Consider the following 15,840-nt stretch of genomic DNA (forward strand, 5'->3'; position numbering starts at 1 on the left):
GCGCCAGCGCCGGTTTTTCAACTAGAACTGGATTAATCGACCAGGCCGTAATCCTTGCGCAGAACTTCAAGCAGCTCTTCTTTGGGGTTATCTGAAATCTCCAGTTTCTTGCCGGTAATTTTCTCGGCAATACCCACGTAGGTGGCGGAGAGATCCATCAGCATAGACTCGGGCAACTCGTTATCACGGGCCAGAGCCAGACGCTCACCCATACGGTCTTTGTTCAGAAGGATATCGGAATCCGGGAAGTGGTTTAGCAGGGCCTGACGGAAACCCTCTTTGGAGTTTTCCACAACCTTGCCAGCGCGGTATTGTTCACCGTCCCAGATACGAGAGGAATCCGGGGTGCCCACCTCATCCATGTAGATCAGTTTTTCTTCACCGTTGGCATCGGTCACGTAACCGAACTCAAACTTGGTGTCGACGAAGACTTGGTCAAGCTTTTCAAGCTCCGTAGAAATTACATCGAAGCCCTCTTTCAGCAGCTTTTCATACAGGTCAATGTCTCCCGAATCGCGGAAGTCAAATGCCTCGACATTGTCCTCAATATTCTTGCGGGTGATATTTACATCATCTGCTTCCGGCACACCGGGGATGCCCTTGAGAATACCTTTCGTGGAGGGAGTAATTAGCAGCTCTGGCAGCTTCTGGTCTTTTTGCAGACCATCGGGGATTTCAATCCCGCAGAACTCGCGCTCACCCTTCTGATAGGAACGCCACATGGAGCCAGTGATGTACTGGCGGGCGATCGCTTCGATCATAACCGGGCGTGCCTTCTGTACGATCCACACCAGCGGGTGCGGAATATCCAGAATGTGGCTATCGGCCAGGCCTTGTTCTTTAAACAACTTGAACCAGTGGTTGGAAATAGCGTTCAATGCCGCGCCCTTGCCAGGCACGCCACGCATACCGCCTTCACCGGTCCAGATGCAGTCGAATGCAGAGATGCGATCAGAAATTACCATCACTGCGAGAGGCGCGTCCGGCGCTACCGGATAACCTTTCTCCTCGATCAGGCGACGGCTGTCGGCCTCGGTCAGCCAGTAAACGGAGCGAACTTTGCCACTGTGGATGGACTTGTCAGTGCGGATAGGCAGGTCATTATTGACCGCTAGGACTTTGTCAGCCAGGCTCATGGGCTCTCACCTATTTGAAGGGACCAAATAAAAGAAAGCGCGGCATTCTAGCAAATGCCGCGACCTACAGACAAAGAAAAGATATCGATTAAATACCCAAATCAGATAATTAATCCGATATTCGCCTCGCCTCCCACTCAGCCTGGTGCTCACTGGTAGGCCAGGCACTCATAATGGCCTTAAGCAAAGTCGCCAGAGGGATAGCAAAGAAGACACCCCAGAACCCCCAGATGCCACCAAAAAACAAAACTGCCAGAATAATTGCCACTGGGTGAAGGTTGACCGCTTCAGAAAAAAGCAACGGTACCAACACATTACCATCGAGCAGCTGGATAATGCCGTAGGTGATCATCAAGTAGAAAAACTCATTGCTCCACCCCCACTGAAACAAGCCTATGGCCGCCACTGGAATCGTCACTACCGCAGCGCCGATATAGGGAATCAACACGCTGAACCCTACTGCTACCGCGAGCAGTAAGGCGTAATTCACCCCTAACAGTAGAAAAGCGGCATAGCTGACCGCTGCCACTATGCCAATCTCTACCACCTTACCGCGCACATAGTTTGCCACCTGGTCGTTCATCTCATGCCAGATCTGATGCATCATCGGACGCTCCTTTGGCAAGAAGGAGGTGCACCAGCGGATCAATTGATCGGAATCCTTGAGGAAGAAAAACACCAGGATCGGCACCACCACCACATAAATCAACAATCCGGCAAAAATTGGCAGGTTGGTCAGGGAGAAGGCTAGCAGGGTCTGACCTATGCCACCCAACTCACTGCCCAGTAAGTTAAAAATCTCATCGATCTGCGCCGCTGAAATCAGGCGTGGGTATCGCTCAGGCAACAGCAGTAAAAGTTCCTGCCCGCGCTGAACCATATTCGGCAACTCCGCACCCAGCCGCACTAACTGGCGCCAGATAATTGGTAGCACTACAAACAGTAAGGCAACGATGGCGCCCACCAGCACCAGGCAAGCCAGTGTTACTGCCATCCAGTGGGGCACCCGCCAGGATTTAAGCTTTTGCACCATGCCCTGCATTAAAAAGGCTATTACCAAAGCCGTAAGTACAGGCGCTAATACCACCCCGAGTGTGGCCAGCACCACCAGAGCTACAGTAAGAAGCAGCACCAGCAGCACCACTTCTTCCTGGCTGAAGTAGCGATTCACCCAGCCTTTAACAATCGATAACATGGATTCTCGGGATTGGTTCATCATTTGCCAGCGTACAGCCAATATAGAAAGGTATTATCACGCCGCTCTGCGCGCAGTAGCGACCTACCGCTCAAGGCGGCAAAGCTGTGAAAATCGCGCCAGGAAGCTTCATCTGTTGCTATCACACACAAAAGAGTTCCCACCTCATACTCGCGCAGGGCGCGACGCATGGCCAACAGGGGCTGGGGGCACGGCAAATTCCGCGCATCCACCCTCTCCGCCGCGTCCCAATCTGGAAGTGGTTGTTCTCGCACTGTCTCAGTGGGGATTTTTGCCATTGGCTATTCAGTCACACGCTTTGAATTGCCGCGGATTATAGCGCGTAATCTGCGCCACACACCCACAAAGCTTTACCCTTTTTAACCCTCTACGTGGCGCAAAGCTGAACCATTTGTGCTCCACTGAGTCCAAACCTCGACAGTTCAATAGGGTTGCGTATAGAGTTGGACTATAGATCCTTCACGGACAGACCGAGCAGTAATTGAGATGACTGATTCCCACAAGACCCTGCCTCGCCGTTGTAACAAAGCGCCTCTAACGCAGCGATTCCGCACCGGCCTTAGGGCGCTGGGTATAGGCCTGCTACTCGGCGCCACCCCGATCGCCACCACCGCAGACAGCGAGGAAATACGTCTACCGGAGCTGGGCGACAGCACTAGCGGGGTAGTTTCGCGCCAACGGGAAAAAGAGCTGGGACAAATGTGGCTGCGTATGTTCCGCAGCCAAGTGAAAACCTCCTCTGATGCCCTGCTCCAACAATATGTAGAGCAAACCGTAAAGGGGCTGGCGGAATACAGCCCACTGGAAGACAAGAATATCGATGTGGTCGTGGTGAGCAATGAAACCATGAACGCATTTGCGGTTCCCGGTGGGATTATGGGTATCCATACCGGTCTCTTTCTATTTGCCGAAAATGAAGACCAGTTCGCCTCGGTGATCGCCCACGAACTCGGGCACCTCAGTCAGCGGCACTACGCGCGATCACTGGAAGCCCAGCGCAACAGTACCATCCCCACTCTGGCTGGCATGCTCGGCGCCCTGGTACTCGCCGCCACTGCCGGCGGCGAAGCCGGCCTCGCTGCCATGACTGCCACCCAAGCTGCAGCTTTGGATAACCAGCTACGCTTCAGCCGCAAGAATGAGCAGGAAGCAGACCGGGTCGGCATCGAAACCCTGGCCAAATCCGGGCGCGATCCGGAAGCCGCCGGTGAAATGTTCGAACAAATGCTCAAGGCAACCCGCTACTACCGCCGCCCACCAGAATTCCTGCTCACCCACCCAGTGACAGAAAAACGTATCGCTGATGCCAAGCTCCGCTCCCAGCGCATGACAAAAGTACCTCCGAGTGATAGCCGGGACTATCATCTGATGCGCGCCCGTATTCGCCTGGCCGGGGAGCCAACCCCCCAACAAGCTGTAAAACGCTTCAATGCCGAGCTAAACGGCATCAATGACAATGAAGACGCCGCACGCTATGGCCTGGCCTTGGCGCAGCTTGCCGCGGGTAAACCAGATACAGCCCTGGATACCCTTCAGCCTCTGCTTGATAAAGAACCTTCAAAGGCCGCCTTTGTACTGGCGCGAGCCGACATCGACCTGGTGCGGGAAGATTATTCCAGTGCCACCCAGCGTCTGCAGCATGCACTTGACCGCAACCCTGGTGATCACGCCCTAATCATGGGCCTCGCCAATGCCCACTTTAAAGCCGGCAATTACCTGGCTGCGGAGCGCCTGTTGGCCAAATATAGCCGCATACGCAAGAAAGACCCCTCCGTATGGTATCTGCTGGCGGAGACCCATGGACTCGCTGGGGACATCGTCGGAGTGCATGAGGCCCGCGCCGAGTACTACATTCTCAATGGCGTCTTCGATAAAGCCCTTCAGCACCTGCGTCACGGTATTCGCATGACTAAAAACGAATACCAGACCAATGCCATTCTCGAGCAGCGCCTCAAGGATGTGATCAAAATGCAGGAAAAAGCCAAAGAGCTTTAACCCAAAATAAAAAGCGGCCAACAGCCGCTTTTTATCGCTATACGGCTAAATTAACCCGTCAGGCCCTGCGAAAATCCAACATTCGCTGCAGGGGAATCATTGCCTTACGGCCCAGCTCCGCATCTACAAAAATTTCATTATCGCCGCGCTCCAAAACCCCACAGAGATTTTCCAGGGAGTTCATCGCCATCCAAGGGCAGTTGGCACAGCTGCGACAAGTGGCACCGGCACCGGCAGTAGGCGCAACCATCAGTTCCTTATCTGGACACTCCTGCTGCATTTTGTAAAAGATGCCCTGATCGGTGGCTACAATAAAGCGCTTTTCCGGGCGGGTTTTGGCCGCGTTGATAATCTGCGAAGTGGAGCCTACGACATCCGCCAAAGCAACCACCGACGCGGGAGATTCCGGGTGTACCAATACCACCGCATCTGGATACAGGGCTTTCAGGTCTTCCACTCCCTTGGCCTTGAACTCCTCATGCACAATACAGGAGCCATCCCACAGTAAGACGTCTGCGCCGGTCTCGCGCTGAACGTAGCCACCAAGATGTTTATCCGGTGCCCAGAGGATTTTCTCACCGTTGGCATCTAGGTGATCTACCACATCCAGGGCGATGCTGGAGGTTACCACCCAATCCGCGCGTGCCTTTACCGCAGCGGACGTATTGGCATATACCACTACTGTGCGATCGGGATGCTGGTCACAGAATTCTGAAAATTCATCGGGTGGGCAGCCCAGGTCCAGGGAACAGGTGGCCTCCAGAGTAGGCATCAGGACACGCTTGTTTGGGGTCAGGATCTTGGCCGTCTCCCCCATAAATTTCACCCCCGCCACCACGAGAGTATCAGCGCTATGCCTAGCGCCAAAGCGGGCCATTTCCAAGGAGTCAGATACACAGCCGCCCGTCTCTTCAGCCAGAGCCTGGATCAGTGGATCCGTATAATAGTGAGCCACCAGTACGGCATTCTGCTCTTCTAAGAGGCGCTTGATACGTTCACGCCAGCCTTGCAATTCCTCATCACTGTATTGAGTCACAACCGGCTCCGCCAGGTGTGCCTGCACCAGTGAGCGGGATTCTACCGTTTCTGCGGCAACGGACTTTTGGGTCATGGCTAACTACCACTACTCGCGAAAAGGGCGCATTATAGCGCATTGCAGCGCCAACACAGTGCTTTCACAACCTCATCTATAGTTACTACGCCATTGGACAGCGCCGACTGCCTGGAGTTTGTATCTGCGCATTCCTCCTGGTTTTGACCGTCCCCAAAGGAATTTATGGATACAGCTGATTGCATAGTGATCGGGGCCGGAGCCCTGGGTCTTGCCAGTGCTAATGCACTCGCCCGCTCTGGTCGCCGGGTTATAGTACTCGAGCAACACAATGCTATAGGTACGGGGATCAGCGCTCGCAGCAGCGAAGTCATTCATGCAGGGATCTACTACCCGACTAATAGCCTAAAAGCCCGCGCGTGCGTCGAAGGCAAGTCCAGGCTCTACAGGTTCTGCGAGCAATATGCCGTAGCGCACAAGCGCATCGGTAAGTTAATCGTGGCCACCAGCGAGGACCAATTGCCTCAACTACATGCGTTGAAAGTACAAGGCGATGCAAACAACGCAGGGGGGCTGCAAATTCTTACTGCAAAGGATGTCCGAAAGCTGGAACCCGATTTGGAGTGCTGCGCTGCAATTTATTCCCCAACGACAGGCATTTTTGATAGCCACGCCCTGCTACTCGCTCTTCAGGGAGCCCTGGAAGATCAAGGTGGCCAACTAGCCCTATCAACCAGAGTCACAAACCTGTCGTTCACTGGGCACGACTATCTGCTGACAATGGAGGATGGCTACCAGCTCAAGACACCCCGGCTGGTAGTAGCCGCAGGACTCCACACCAATAAGTTGCTTTCCGGCATAGATGAAACCACTCTCAGAGCAATCCCACCACTATATATGGCCAAGGGGAGCTACTTTACCCTATCCGGCAAGGCTCCTTTCTCACACTTGATTTACCCCCTGCCTGAACAAGGTGGGCTGGGTATACATCTCACTCTCGATTTAGCCGGCCATGCTCGATTTGGGCCTGATGTAGAATGGGTCAATGCGATTGACTACAGCATAGATGCAAAGCGCGGTGAAAAATTCTATCGAAACATCCGCCGGTATTGGCCCGGCCTACCAAGTGGCTCTTTACACGCTGACTACGCAGGAATACGCCCAAAACTGGTCCCCAAAGGTGCCCCTGCAGGCGATTTTTACATCTATCAAAAAGGCCAGGCATCTAACCTGCAGTTGCTAGCCTTTTTTGGTATTGAATCCCCCGGCTTAACCTCTGCACTTTACCTCGGCGAACTCGCTGCCCTAGCCATGGGAAAATATCTTAGCCGGGAATAACTGCTCAATTATCTTTTAATTTCTTGACGAAAGCTCCCACTCAGAAATTCTTTTTGCACACTGTAAAATGGAACAGCAACCCCTTCCACAAGATCATATCCACTTAATATCCTGCGCCTTCTTTGGCTTATCTATTGGAAAACGCTCCCCATATTTCCACTGCCATTTTGTGTTACCTGGGCGGTTTGGCTGCCATTTGTCTGGGAAGCAAACTGTAAATTGTCACCCCCTAGTTGATTAACCATTACAGCACCTCCGCTAATAGCATTCTGCTCGGTCTCAGCAACATTCATTTCACCCCCTACCCTAAAGATATGGCTGAAATGACCGGATAATAGATCCAATATTCGTACCACAACTCTACATTGGATTTTCAGTCAGAATGTCAGTCGCCATTAGGCTTTGCTCCAGTCTACCAGCGGCACTTTACCGGTAATTCCAAATCAGTTCGCAACAACTTTAACCGGCCCAATGATAATTCTCAGACTATAGAATTTTTTATTTTTTCAGTAAGTCTCATGAACCCGGAAACAATTCCTGGCAATAAAATTCCACTAAAGTTTTATCACTAAATTCTGCATGGCCTAAACAGGTACTATTAACCACCCAAAAAGCCAAAGCAATCGCTCTTTGCAGAATACAGCTATAAAACAGCGCTGATTTTCACTAAGGTCAATGCGCGATAAGAATTACAGATCGGAATGTGGATAACTGACTACGAGAGACTTACGCCCCATAGCACTGAATCAATTGAGATACAGAAAAGCTAAATACTTAGAAACTATTCTCAAATCGGCTGATCCTGGGCCGATCAACCACTGAGCTAATTTTTATTGAACGAGAGGGATATCGCCATGAGAAAGAAGCACTGAAAGTATAGGAAAAAAATTTGTGCCCACTTCCCTATTCAACTTCAACATTCGCACTGGCATAACTGAATTTAAGTTTCACCATAAGAATATTGGAAACTATGCCAAAGAGGGGAATCATGTTGACGAAATGTAGTTATGCAATAATCTCTCGGGAATCGGATGACAGAAGGAGACTGTAGAGAAATTCAGATGCTCTCATAATCGCTGAATTCTGAGAGGTTTTGGAGATGGTGGGTCGTGCTGGATTCGAACCAGCGACCAATTGGTTAAAAGCCAACTGCTCTACCAACTGAGCTAACGACCCTTTAACGTTGGGCTATCTTGGTATGTCCCAACTCAGGAACCTTTTATTCTCGCGCGGAGATATAAAAAGCATACTGGGTAATTGTGTGCTTACCCGGTGGAAAATGGTGGGTCGTGCTGGATTCGAACCAGCGACCAATTGGTTAAAAGCCAACTGCTCTACCAACTGAGCTAACGACCCTTTTCCGTGCCTCAATGTGAGGAGCTGCGTATCTTACGGATCTATTCCGAAAAGACAATACCTAATTCGAAAAAAAATCCAACAAATTTAAGGAGTTAGGTATTTTCTTTGAAATTTGGCACCAGGTACCGGTCACTGTGCATAGACTGTAGGGTCTTCAAGGCCTGCATCTGCAAAACCCGCTGCGCGCAGACGGCAACTATCGCAACGCCCACAGGCGGCTCCATCCGGGCGCGCCTGGTAACAGGATACCGTCAAACTGTAGTCCACCCCAAGACGCGTCCCTTCACGCACAATATCCGCTTTACTCATCTGCATCAGAGGCGCGCGAATTGAGAGCTTGTGCCCCTCAACGCCAGCACGGGTGGCAAGGTTTGCCATTTTTTCATAGGCATCAATGTATTCTGGGCGGCAGTCGGGATACCCAGAATAGTCCACCGCATTAACACCAACGAAAATATCCTGCGCCCCCAGAACCTCAGCCCAACCGAGGGCAATAGAAAGGAAAACCGTATTTCGTGCAGGTACATAGGTGACAGGGATGCCAGCAGTTTCCTCTTCCGGTACCTCAATAGAGTCATCGGTCAGAGCAGAGCCGCCAATAGCGCGCAGGTCCAGCTTGACTACCTTGTGCTCACGGGCACCCTGGGCCTTGGCAACCCTTTCCGCGGCTAACAGTTCGGCCTCATGGCGCTGACCATAATCGAACCCTAATGCGTAGCATTCATAGCCCTCAGCATTCGCCATAGCGAGTACGGTGGCTGAATCCAGGCCTCCAGATAGCAAAATTACCGCTTTCTTTGCAGTCATCAGTTCCTCATTTATTTATACGCAGCAGACGGCAAACCCGGGCATGGAATTAAACCCCAGGAATATCTCCCCAGAGCAACTTATGTAGCTGCATCTGCATACGCACCGGCAGGCCATCCGCCAGTATCCACTCAGCTAGCTGCCGCGCCTGCAGCTGCTCATAACTGGGCGAGAAGAGCACTTCTCCTACTCGCTCTGGCAAGCTGTACTGATCCAGCGTAAATCTGGCCCACTCGTAATCGCCGCGATCGCAGATCACAAATTTAATCTGGTCATCGCGGGTGAGCACTTGCATATTTTCCATGCGGTTGCGGTGCTGCTCCCCAGAAGCTGGTGTCTTCAGATCCACAACCCGGGAGACACGCGGGTCTACCTGGTCCACAGGCATGGCCCCGCTGGTCTCCAGGCTTACTGAGTAACCCTCATCACACAAGGACTCCAGCAAGGGCAGGCAATTGGGTTGCGCCAGGGGCTCACCGCCAGTCACACAGACATGTCGCGCAGGATGGCTCTTTACCTGCTGTAATATCTGCTCCAGGGTCATACGCTCTCCACCATAAAAAGCGTATTCGGAGTCGCAATAGGTACAGCGCAGCGGGCAGCCAGTTAAGCGAACAAACACTGTTGGCAGGCCACTTTCTCGTGCTTCCCCCTGAAGGGAGTAGAAAATTTCACTAATTCTCAGTGATTCTTTAGACAGACTGGACATATACACCCGACACAAAAACGCCCAGAGGGCACATGCCATCCGGGCGCGGGATCATAGGCTTTTTCTGCTCAAAAAACCAGCGATGGTACTTTGAGAGTAACGAATTATCCGCTACTAAAAGTTCTCCTGGAGATACTTCTTCGCCAGGTTTGATGCCCTGGCGTCGCTGGCAGCAACCTGCTCAAGCAGGTTGCGGGCTTTCTGCTGGTCACCAAGCTGGTGGTAAACAGTACCCAGCTTGTAACGACCGTCCCAGACTTTATTGGAGTTGGGGTAGCCATCAAGCAGTGCCACAAACCATTCTCGAGCCTCTTCCAGGTTTCCCTGCACTAGTGCTATCTCACCCAGCCAGTAGTTGGCATTGGGAGCGTACTGCCCATTGGGAAAGTCTTGCAGCAGACTCTTGAACTCAGCGCTGGCACCACCGTAGTCGCCATTGCGAGCGAGGCCAAAACTGGCCTGATAGCGATCGCGCTCACTCTTGCCGTCTTTTGGGCCCTGAGGCTTGGCAGGCATTGCGCTACCGCCCTGAGCGGAAGTTGCTCCGCCATCGTCGGCATTGGCTGGCGGCTGAGACGAGGGCTCTGTACCGCTGAGGCGGGCAATACGCCGATCCAGGTCCATGTAGTCCTCGGTGCGCTGCTGCTTGAGACGTTTGATCTCGTGGCGCAGCTCCTCGACCGTCCCCCTCAGTTCACGTACTTCCTGCTGCAGCACTTGCATCTGGTAGTAGGCTTCGGCCTGGGGGTTAGTCTTGGCTTTCGGAGCCGGACTTCCGGCACGGGCGAGCTGCATTTCCGCAGCGTCACTATCGCTCGGGGAAATAGACTGCTCCTGACTGCTGGCAGACAGATCCACAATCGGAGCCTGGGAGAATACGGGCGATGCCGCAGCCATTATTGCTGCGGTAATCGCCAGTTTTCTAATCGTAAAAGCCATTGGCATCCATTTTGACGATTAGTTAATAACAACGCGACGGTTCATCGCACGGGCAGCTTCGTTAGAGCCCATTTGAGCCGGGCGCTCTTCACCGTAGCTGATCACTTCCAGAGTAGCTGCATCTACGCCTTGCAGTACCAAAAAGTCGCGTACAGCATTAGCACGGCGCTCACCCAGAGCCAGGTTGTACTCACGGGTACCCAGCTCATCAGCGTGGCCTTCCAGACGCACAGAGCCAGAAGCACTGCGCATACGGTCAGCATGACGGATCAGTAACTCACGGGTTTCCGGCTTCAGAAGGGATTGGTCGAAGTCGAAGTAAACTACGTTTTCCAGAGGAGCCAGAGCCTCGCCATCGTCTACAACATTGGTCTCAACCGGAGCTTCAATGTCGGTTTGGTTTACAACTTCCTGACCGCTCTGGTCACTGTCAGTGCTGCTACAACCGGCCATTACTGCAAATACACAGGCCAGTCCAAAACCTGTTTTAACTGATTTCAACATAAGCTACTCCGCTTTTTTGTGTTATCGAAAATCCTGAAAGATTTTTAAAATTGGTCTTTTAAACACCCTACGCATCAACGCGTCGGGCCCCCGCCTCAATCAAAGTATGGCGACCATGCCGGTTCCCGGACATCACCTCTTTGTGAGGGCAGGTTGTACTTCACCCCAGCATCCAGCGATACCGCAGCCAGAATACCTTTGTCTCCGCGCTTGGTTGCGTACATCAACATTGCCCCATTCGGTGCAATGCTAGGGGATTCGTCCAGTGTGGTCTCCGTGAGGACACGCATTCTGCCCGAATTAATATCCATCGTGGCGATGGTAAAGGTTCCCCGGTTGCGATGTACCATGACCAACGTCTTCCCATCAGGAGAAACACGCGGCCGCGCATTGTAGTCGCCATCGAAGGTTAAGCGGTCGACTTGACCAGTGGCAAGAGTCAATTGGTAAATTTGTGGTTTTCCTCCCCTATCGGATGTGAAAACCAACGATTTACCATCAGGCATCCAGTTTGGCTCGGTATCAATGGAGAAGTGTCTGGTCATACGGGTGAACTTGTTGCTCACCAGATCCAGTACGTAGATCTCCGGGTTGCCGTCCTTGGAGAGCACCATGGCCAACTTGGTTCCATCGGGGGACCACGTCGGCGAGCTATTGATGCCCTTGAAATTAGTCAGTTGCTTGCGCGCACCGGTGCGCAGGTTCTCGCGGAATATCGCCGGGCGGCCGGTCTCGAAAGAAACATAAGCCAGCTCCTGTCCATTTGGCGACCACATGGGAGACATCACCGGCGCATTAAAGCGGCGAATCTGCTTGGCGCGGGCACCATCGATATCTGAGCGCATCAGTACATAGCTGGGCTTACCACCGCGGGTTTCTTCCTGCACGTATACCATTTCGGTAGAGAAGGCACCACGAATACCGGTAACGGCTTCAAAAATTTCATCGGCGGCGCGGTGGGCGATATCCCGCAGCTGGGTCTGGCCACCGCGCACTTGCTTGGTAAACACCTTATGCTGCCCAAACACATTGACCAGATCAAAAGTGAGCAGGTAACCGGTGGCCTGGGGCTCAATGCGGCCAGTCACTATGTACTCGGTGCCGAGAATACGCCAGTCCCGAAACACCACATCCTCCGGGGTTTTAGGAAAAGACAGCATGTCCTCTTTGGGCACCGGAGAGAATAGGCCGCTCCGGCGCAGGTCTGCGGAAATAATCCCGGAGACATCCTCTTTCAGCACACCGCTGCCGGACCAGCTGAAAGGAGATATCGCAATAGGAGTAGGATCATCGATACCGCTTGTGATATCTACCACCAGCTGGGCTCGAACCCCTAGGCTCACCGAGGCGATTGCAAAAATAACAATTGTTTTCAATAAGCTCTTGATCATTGGCGCAGATCTTCGGGTCTAAAGTTAACTATAGTTGTACGGACTTCCCGCTCAAATATCACCGGTTCCTCCCTGGCCAACTCGGCAACCTCAGGAAAAACTTCCACCTTTTTAATGGCGGTGAGTACGGAGCGATCGTAAGCCGCATTTCCGCTACTCTCGATGATATTAGCTGCCACCACCCGACCGGTGGGGACAAAGTTTATTTTTACCGTGGTTAGCATACCGTTACGGGCGCTAGGTGGACGACTCCATACACCTGCAATATGTCGATTGATCGCATCACTAACCGAAGCTAAAGCCTGTTCCGCCTCGGGGGCATCCAGCAGGTCCTCTTCATCCTGAAGTGCCTCATCAAAGGAACTCTGGCGCTCTTTGGCCAGCTTCTCCTGAAGCTCTTTCTCTTTGCGCGCCTTCTCTTGCTGTTCTTTTTCGCGACGGGCTTTTTCTGCCTGCGCCTTGCGATCAGCTTCGACTTTCGCCTTGCGCTTCTTTTCCGCCTCGAGCTTTTTCTTCTGCTCCAAGGCTGCGCGGCGCTTACGTTCGACCTCAGCCTTGCGTTTTTGCTCCGCCTCGCGCTCAGCACGCTGTTTTATTTTATCGACCTTTTTCGGCAGTTTCTTCTTCGGTGTTGCCGCTTCAATCGTCACCAGCTTGGCCTGCACAAACTTTGGCATCGGTTTGCGCTCGGGCATACTGCTGGCTTCCCAGCCATAAGTGATGGCAGCAATCAGCGCTCCGTGCAACAGGAGGCTGATTATAATCGCCAGTGCATAAAAGCCTTTATTCACCGACACACTACCCCTGCGGTGGCTCTGTCACCAGACCGACACTGGGCGCTCCCGCCTGTTGCAGCTCAGTCATGGCATTCACGATCAGGCCGTACCTGGCATCGGTATCGCCCCATACCAACACCGGGGTTTTTGGCTTTTGGCGCAAAACCTTGCCAACCGTCTCCTTGATTTCAGACAGTGGCTTAGCTTCTTTTTCCTCTGATCCCAGGTTCAGGTAATAGGTACCGTCGGCTCGTACAGACACGATCAACGGCTCCTCGTCGGTATCCTCCATCGGCGCCGAGGGCGCGTTGGGCAGGTCGACTTTGACCCCTTGCATCAATAATGGTGCCGTGACCATAAAGACAATTAGAAGCACCAGCATCACATCGATGTAGGGCACCACATTGATTTCGGATACCAGCTTCTTCTTGGTTCCTTTGCGAAACACACTCATAGGGTTCGCCTACTCACTACTCAGCCAGAGTGCACTTTGCGGTGCAGGATCGAGGAAAACTCCTCGGCAAAAGTTTCGTAGCTGGATAACAGCCACTCCGCTTTGGCCGAGTAGCGGTTGTATGCCATCACTGCAGGTATTGCCGCAAATAGGCCCATAGCCGTGGCCACCAGTGCCTCACTGATACCTGGGGCAACCGTGGCGATGGTGGCTTGGTGCATCGTGGCGAGACCGCGGAAAGAATTCATAATCCCCCAAACGGTGCCAAACAGGCCGATATAGGGACTGACAGAGCCAACAGTAGCCAGAAACGGCAGATTCATTTCCACCTTTTCCTGCTCACGTGACATGGCCACGCGCATCGCCCGCTCAGTACCCTCCATAACCGCTTCAGGGCCACTGCTGCCCTGCTGTCGCAGGCGGGTAAACTCGGTAAAGCCGGCGCGGAACAGGGATTCGACCCCATCGGTTTTGCCTTTTTCGGCGCGCTCACTCCCCTCGCGAAACAGCTTGTTGAGGTCCGCACCGGACCAGAAGCGACGCTCAAAGCTACTGAGGCCGCGCTTGGCCTGGGACAGGTAAAGCCCGCGCTGGATAATCATGACCCAAGACACCACAGAGGCCAATAAAAGCAACAGCATCACGAGCTGTACCAACAGGCTGGCGTTCTGGATTAGCCCCCAAAGAGAAAGTTGTTCACCGGCGTTCATCTTCTTAAATAACTGCCTTTAATGCTGAATAAATAGGTTCCGGCAGGGCACAGGGCCTGCGGCTGTCGTCAGCGACACAGGCAACTTTGACCACACCTTCGCAAATTAGCTCATCGCCGCGCCAGATTTTTTGCTCGAAAGTTACCGCGGCTCGCCCCAGTTTGCCAATCGCCGCAGTAGCGCGCAATGCATCATCGAGTAGAGCGGAGCGGCGGTACTGGATCTCGGCGGAGTGCACCACCAGTAAGAGTCCCTGCGCCGGCATCGCCGGCTTATCATAACCGAGGGAGCGCAACAGTTCTGTGCGCGCGCGCTCCATATATTTCAAATAATTCACGTAATACACAATGCCGCCCGCGTCTGTATCTTCGATATACACACGCATGGGAATACTGAAGTCTCCCTTCACCCCGTTTCCTCTCACTGCTTTTTATCCGGCGCTGGTATGCCGAAATGTTCATAGGCGAGCCCTGTAACCACCCGTCCGCGAGGTGTGCGAGCGATATAGCCCTGTTGAATCAGGTAGGGCTCAATTACGTCCTCCAGGGTATCGCGCTCCTCACTCACCGCTGCTGCTAGGCTGTCTACCCCAACCGGGCCGCCATCAAACTTCTCAATCATGGCTAGCAACATGCGTCGGTCGAGCTGGTCGAAGCCGCGGGCATCTACATTGAGCATATTGAGCGCGGCATCCGCGGTGGCCGAATCCACAGAGCCATTGCCCTTAACATCGGCATAATCGCGGACGCGGCGGAGCAGGCGGTTTGCAATCCGCGGGGTGCCGCGGGCGCGCCGCGCCACCTCCAGGGCTCCCCCCTCATCCATATCCACCCCCATAAGGCCCGCGGAGCGGCGCACGATGCTGGTGAGGTCTTTCACGTTATAGAATTCAAGGCGTTGAACTATGCCGAAGCGATCGCGCAGGGGGGAGGTGAGCAAGCCTGCCCTGGTTGTGGCGCCCACCAGGGTGAAAGGTGGCAAATCCAGTTTGATTGAGCGTGCCGCAGGCCCTTCACCAATCATGATATCCAGCTGGTAGTCCTCCATCGCCGGATACAGGACTTCCTCCACATGTGGGCTCAGGCGGTGAATCTCATCGATAAACAACACATCACCCGGCTCTAAATTGGTCATCAAGGCGGCCAGGTCGCCCGCCTTTTCCAGCACGGGCCCGGAAGTGGTCTTGATAGCCACTCCCATCTCCGCAGCAATAATATTCGCAAGGGTGGTTTTACCCAGGCCGGGCGGGCCAAACACCAGGGTGTGATCCAGGGCCTCTTTGCGCAGTTTGGCGGCCTGGATAAAGATCTCCATCTGTTCACGCACCACCGGCTGACCCACATAGTCCGACAGAGTCTTGGGGCGCACAGCGCGGTCATACTGCTCTTCGTGGCCTGCAGGGCCTACCGGATCTGGTGCTACCAGGCGATCAGCTTCTATCATCGCAACAACTCC

The 15,840-nt window shown here is 53.4% G+C and carries 17 protein-coding genes and 2 tRNA genes; 2 read left to right on the top strand and 17 right to left on the bottom strand.

The genetic code is table 11. The annotated features are described in order from the left end of the window. Positions 1-32 precede the first annotated feature (32 nt). The 3 genes from ACJJIP_RS17190 to ACJJIP_RS17200 all read right to left on the bottom strand — a co-directional run bounded on the left by ACJJIP_RS17190 (position 33) and on the right by ACJJIP_RS17200 (position 2,630). Positions 33-1,136: a phosphoribosylaminoimidazolesuccinocarboxamide synthase gene (locus ACJJIP_RS17190; protein WP_444945691.1), complete on the bottom strand. Its 1,104-nt coding sequence runs from the start codon at positions 1,134-1,136 to the stop codon at positions 33-35. Between the two features lie 109 nt (positions 1,137-1,245). After that, a complete protein-coding gene (locus tag ACJJIP_RS17195; RefSeq protein ID WP_040628242.1) occupies positions 1,246-2,331 on the bottom strand; it encodes an AI-2E family transporter in 1,086 nt (361 codons plus the stop codon). A gap of 20 nt (positions 2,332-2,351) precedes the next feature. Next, positions 2,352-2,630, bottom strand: a complete 279-nt coding sequence (locus tag ACJJIP_RS17200) for a sulfurtransferase TusA family protein (RefSeq protein ID WP_020411973.1) — start codon at positions 2,628-2,630, stop codon at positions 2,352-2,354. A 208-nt stretch (positions 2,631-2,838) separates the two neighbouring features. On the opposite strand from ACJJIP_RS17200, the gene ACJJIP_RS17205 reads away from it, so the two are divergent. After that, on the top strand, positions 2,839-4,347 hold the full coding sequence (locus ACJJIP_RS17205; protein WP_020411972.1) for a M48 family metalloprotease: 1,509 nt from the start codon (positions 2,839-2,841) through the stop codon (positions 4,345-4,347). A 58-nt stretch (positions 4,348-4,405) separates the two neighbouring features. Here ACJJIP_RS17205 and nadA read toward each other — a convergent pair whose 3' ends face one another. Beyond that, a complete protein-coding gene (nadA, locus tag ACJJIP_RS17210; protein ID WP_020411971.1) occupies positions 4,406-5,458 on the bottom strand; it encodes a quinolinate synthase NadA in 1,053 nt (350 codons plus the stop codon). Positions 5,459-5,623: 165 nt separating this feature from the next. Here nadA and ACJJIP_RS17215 point away from each other — a divergent pair, with 165 nt between their 5' ends. Next, on the top strand, positions 5,624-6,736 hold the full coding sequence (locus ACJJIP_RS17215; RefSeq protein WP_444945692.1) for an NAD(P)/FAD-dependent oxidoreductase: 1,113 nt from the start codon (positions 5,624-5,626) through the stop codon (positions 6,734-6,736). 131 nt (positions 6,737-6,867) lie between these two features. On the opposite strand, the gene ACJJIP_RS17220 is transcribed toward ACJJIP_RS17215, so the two are convergent. The 13 genes from ACJJIP_RS17220 to ruvB all read right to left on the bottom strand — a co-directional run bounded on the left by ACJJIP_RS17220 (position 6,868) and on the right by ruvB (position 15,828). Then, entirely contained in the window at positions 6,868-7,029 is a 162-nt protein-coding gene (locus ACJJIP_RS17220) for a hypothetical protein (protein ID WP_020411969.1), read from the bottom strand. 807 nt (positions 7,030-7,836) lie between these two features. Next, positions 7,837-7,912: transfer RNA gene (locus ACJJIP_RS17225), tRNA-Lys, on the bottom strand. A 104-nt stretch (positions 7,913-8,016) separates the two neighbouring features. After that, positions 8,017-8,092, bottom strand: a tRNA-Lys gene (locus tag ACJJIP_RS17230). Between the two features lie 132 nt (positions 8,093-8,224). Further along, the gene (gene queC, locus ACJJIP_RS17235; RefSeq protein WP_020411967.1) at positions 8,225-8,902 is read right to left on the bottom strand and encodes a 7-cyano-7-deazaguanine synthase QueC; all 678 of its coding nucleotides are present in this window, start codon (positions 8,900-8,902) and stop codon (positions 8,225-8,227) included. A gap of 49 nt (positions 8,903-8,951) precedes the next feature. Beyond that, complete coding sequence (gene queE, locus ACJJIP_RS17240; RefSeq protein ID WP_020411966.1) at positions 8,952-9,611, bottom strand: 7-carboxy-7-deazaguanine synthase QueE; 660 nt, start codon at positions 9,609-9,611, stop codon at positions 8,952-8,954. 114 nt (positions 9,612-9,725) lie between these two features. Then, positions 9,726-10,550 carry a tol-pal system protein YbgF gene (gene ybgF / locus ACJJIP_RS17245; RefSeq protein WP_444945693.1) on the bottom strand — a complete coding sequence of 275 codons (825 nt, stop codon included), beginning with the start codon at positions 10,548-10,550 and terminating at the stop codon, positions 9,726-9,728. Positions 10,551-10,568: 18 nt separating this feature from the next. Further along, positions 10,569-11,054: an OmpA family protein gene (locus tag ACJJIP_RS17250; protein ID WP_353377001.1), complete on the bottom strand. Its 486-nt coding sequence runs from the start codon at positions 11,052-11,054 to the stop codon at positions 10,569-10,571. A 95-nt stretch (positions 11,055-11,149) separates the two neighbouring features. Continuing rightward, positions 11,150-12,445 carry a Tol-Pal system beta propeller repeat protein TolB gene (gene tolB, locus ACJJIP_RS17255; RefSeq protein WP_353377000.1) on the bottom strand — a complete coding sequence of 432 codons (1,296 nt, stop codon included), beginning with the start codon at positions 12,443-12,445 and terminating at the stop codon, positions 11,150-11,152. After that, positions 12,442-13,242: a cell envelope integrity protein TolA gene (tolA, locus tag ACJJIP_RS17260; RefSeq protein ID WP_444945694.1), complete on the bottom strand. Its 801-nt coding sequence runs from the start codon at positions 13,240-13,242 to the stop codon at positions 12,442-12,444. Before tolA ends, tolB begins: the two co-directional genes overlap by 4 nt. A 1-nt stretch (position 13,243) precedes the next feature. After that, positions 13,244-13,675, bottom strand: coding sequence for a protein TolR (tolR, locus tag ACJJIP_RS17265; RefSeq protein WP_282951630.1), 432 nt, complete (start codon positions 13,673-13,675; stop codon positions 13,244-13,246). 20 nt (positions 13,676-13,695) lie between these two features. Further along, the gene (gene tolQ, locus ACJJIP_RS17270) at positions 13,696-14,385 is read right to left on the bottom strand and encodes a protein TolQ (RefSeq protein ID WP_020411960.1); all 690 of its coding nucleotides are present in this window, start codon (positions 14,383-14,385) and stop codon (positions 13,696-13,698) included. Positions 14,386-14,389: 4 nt separating this feature from the next. Next, positions 14,390-14,770, bottom strand: coding sequence for a YbgC/FadM family acyl-CoA thioesterase (locus ACJJIP_RS17275; protein ID WP_444946936.1), 381 nt, complete (start codon positions 14,768-14,770; stop codon positions 14,390-14,392). A 35-nt stretch (positions 14,771-14,805) separates the two neighbouring features. Continuing rightward, positions 14,806-15,828 (bottom strand): Holliday junction branch migration DNA helicase RuvB, encoded by a 1,023-nt coding sequence (gene ruvB, locus ACJJIP_RS17280; protein WP_353376998.1) that lies wholly within the window; start codon positions 15,826-15,828, stop codon positions 14,806-14,808. Positions 15,829-15,840: the final 12 nt, after the last annotated feature.

This window comes from Microbulbifer variabilis (assembly GCF_052467165.1).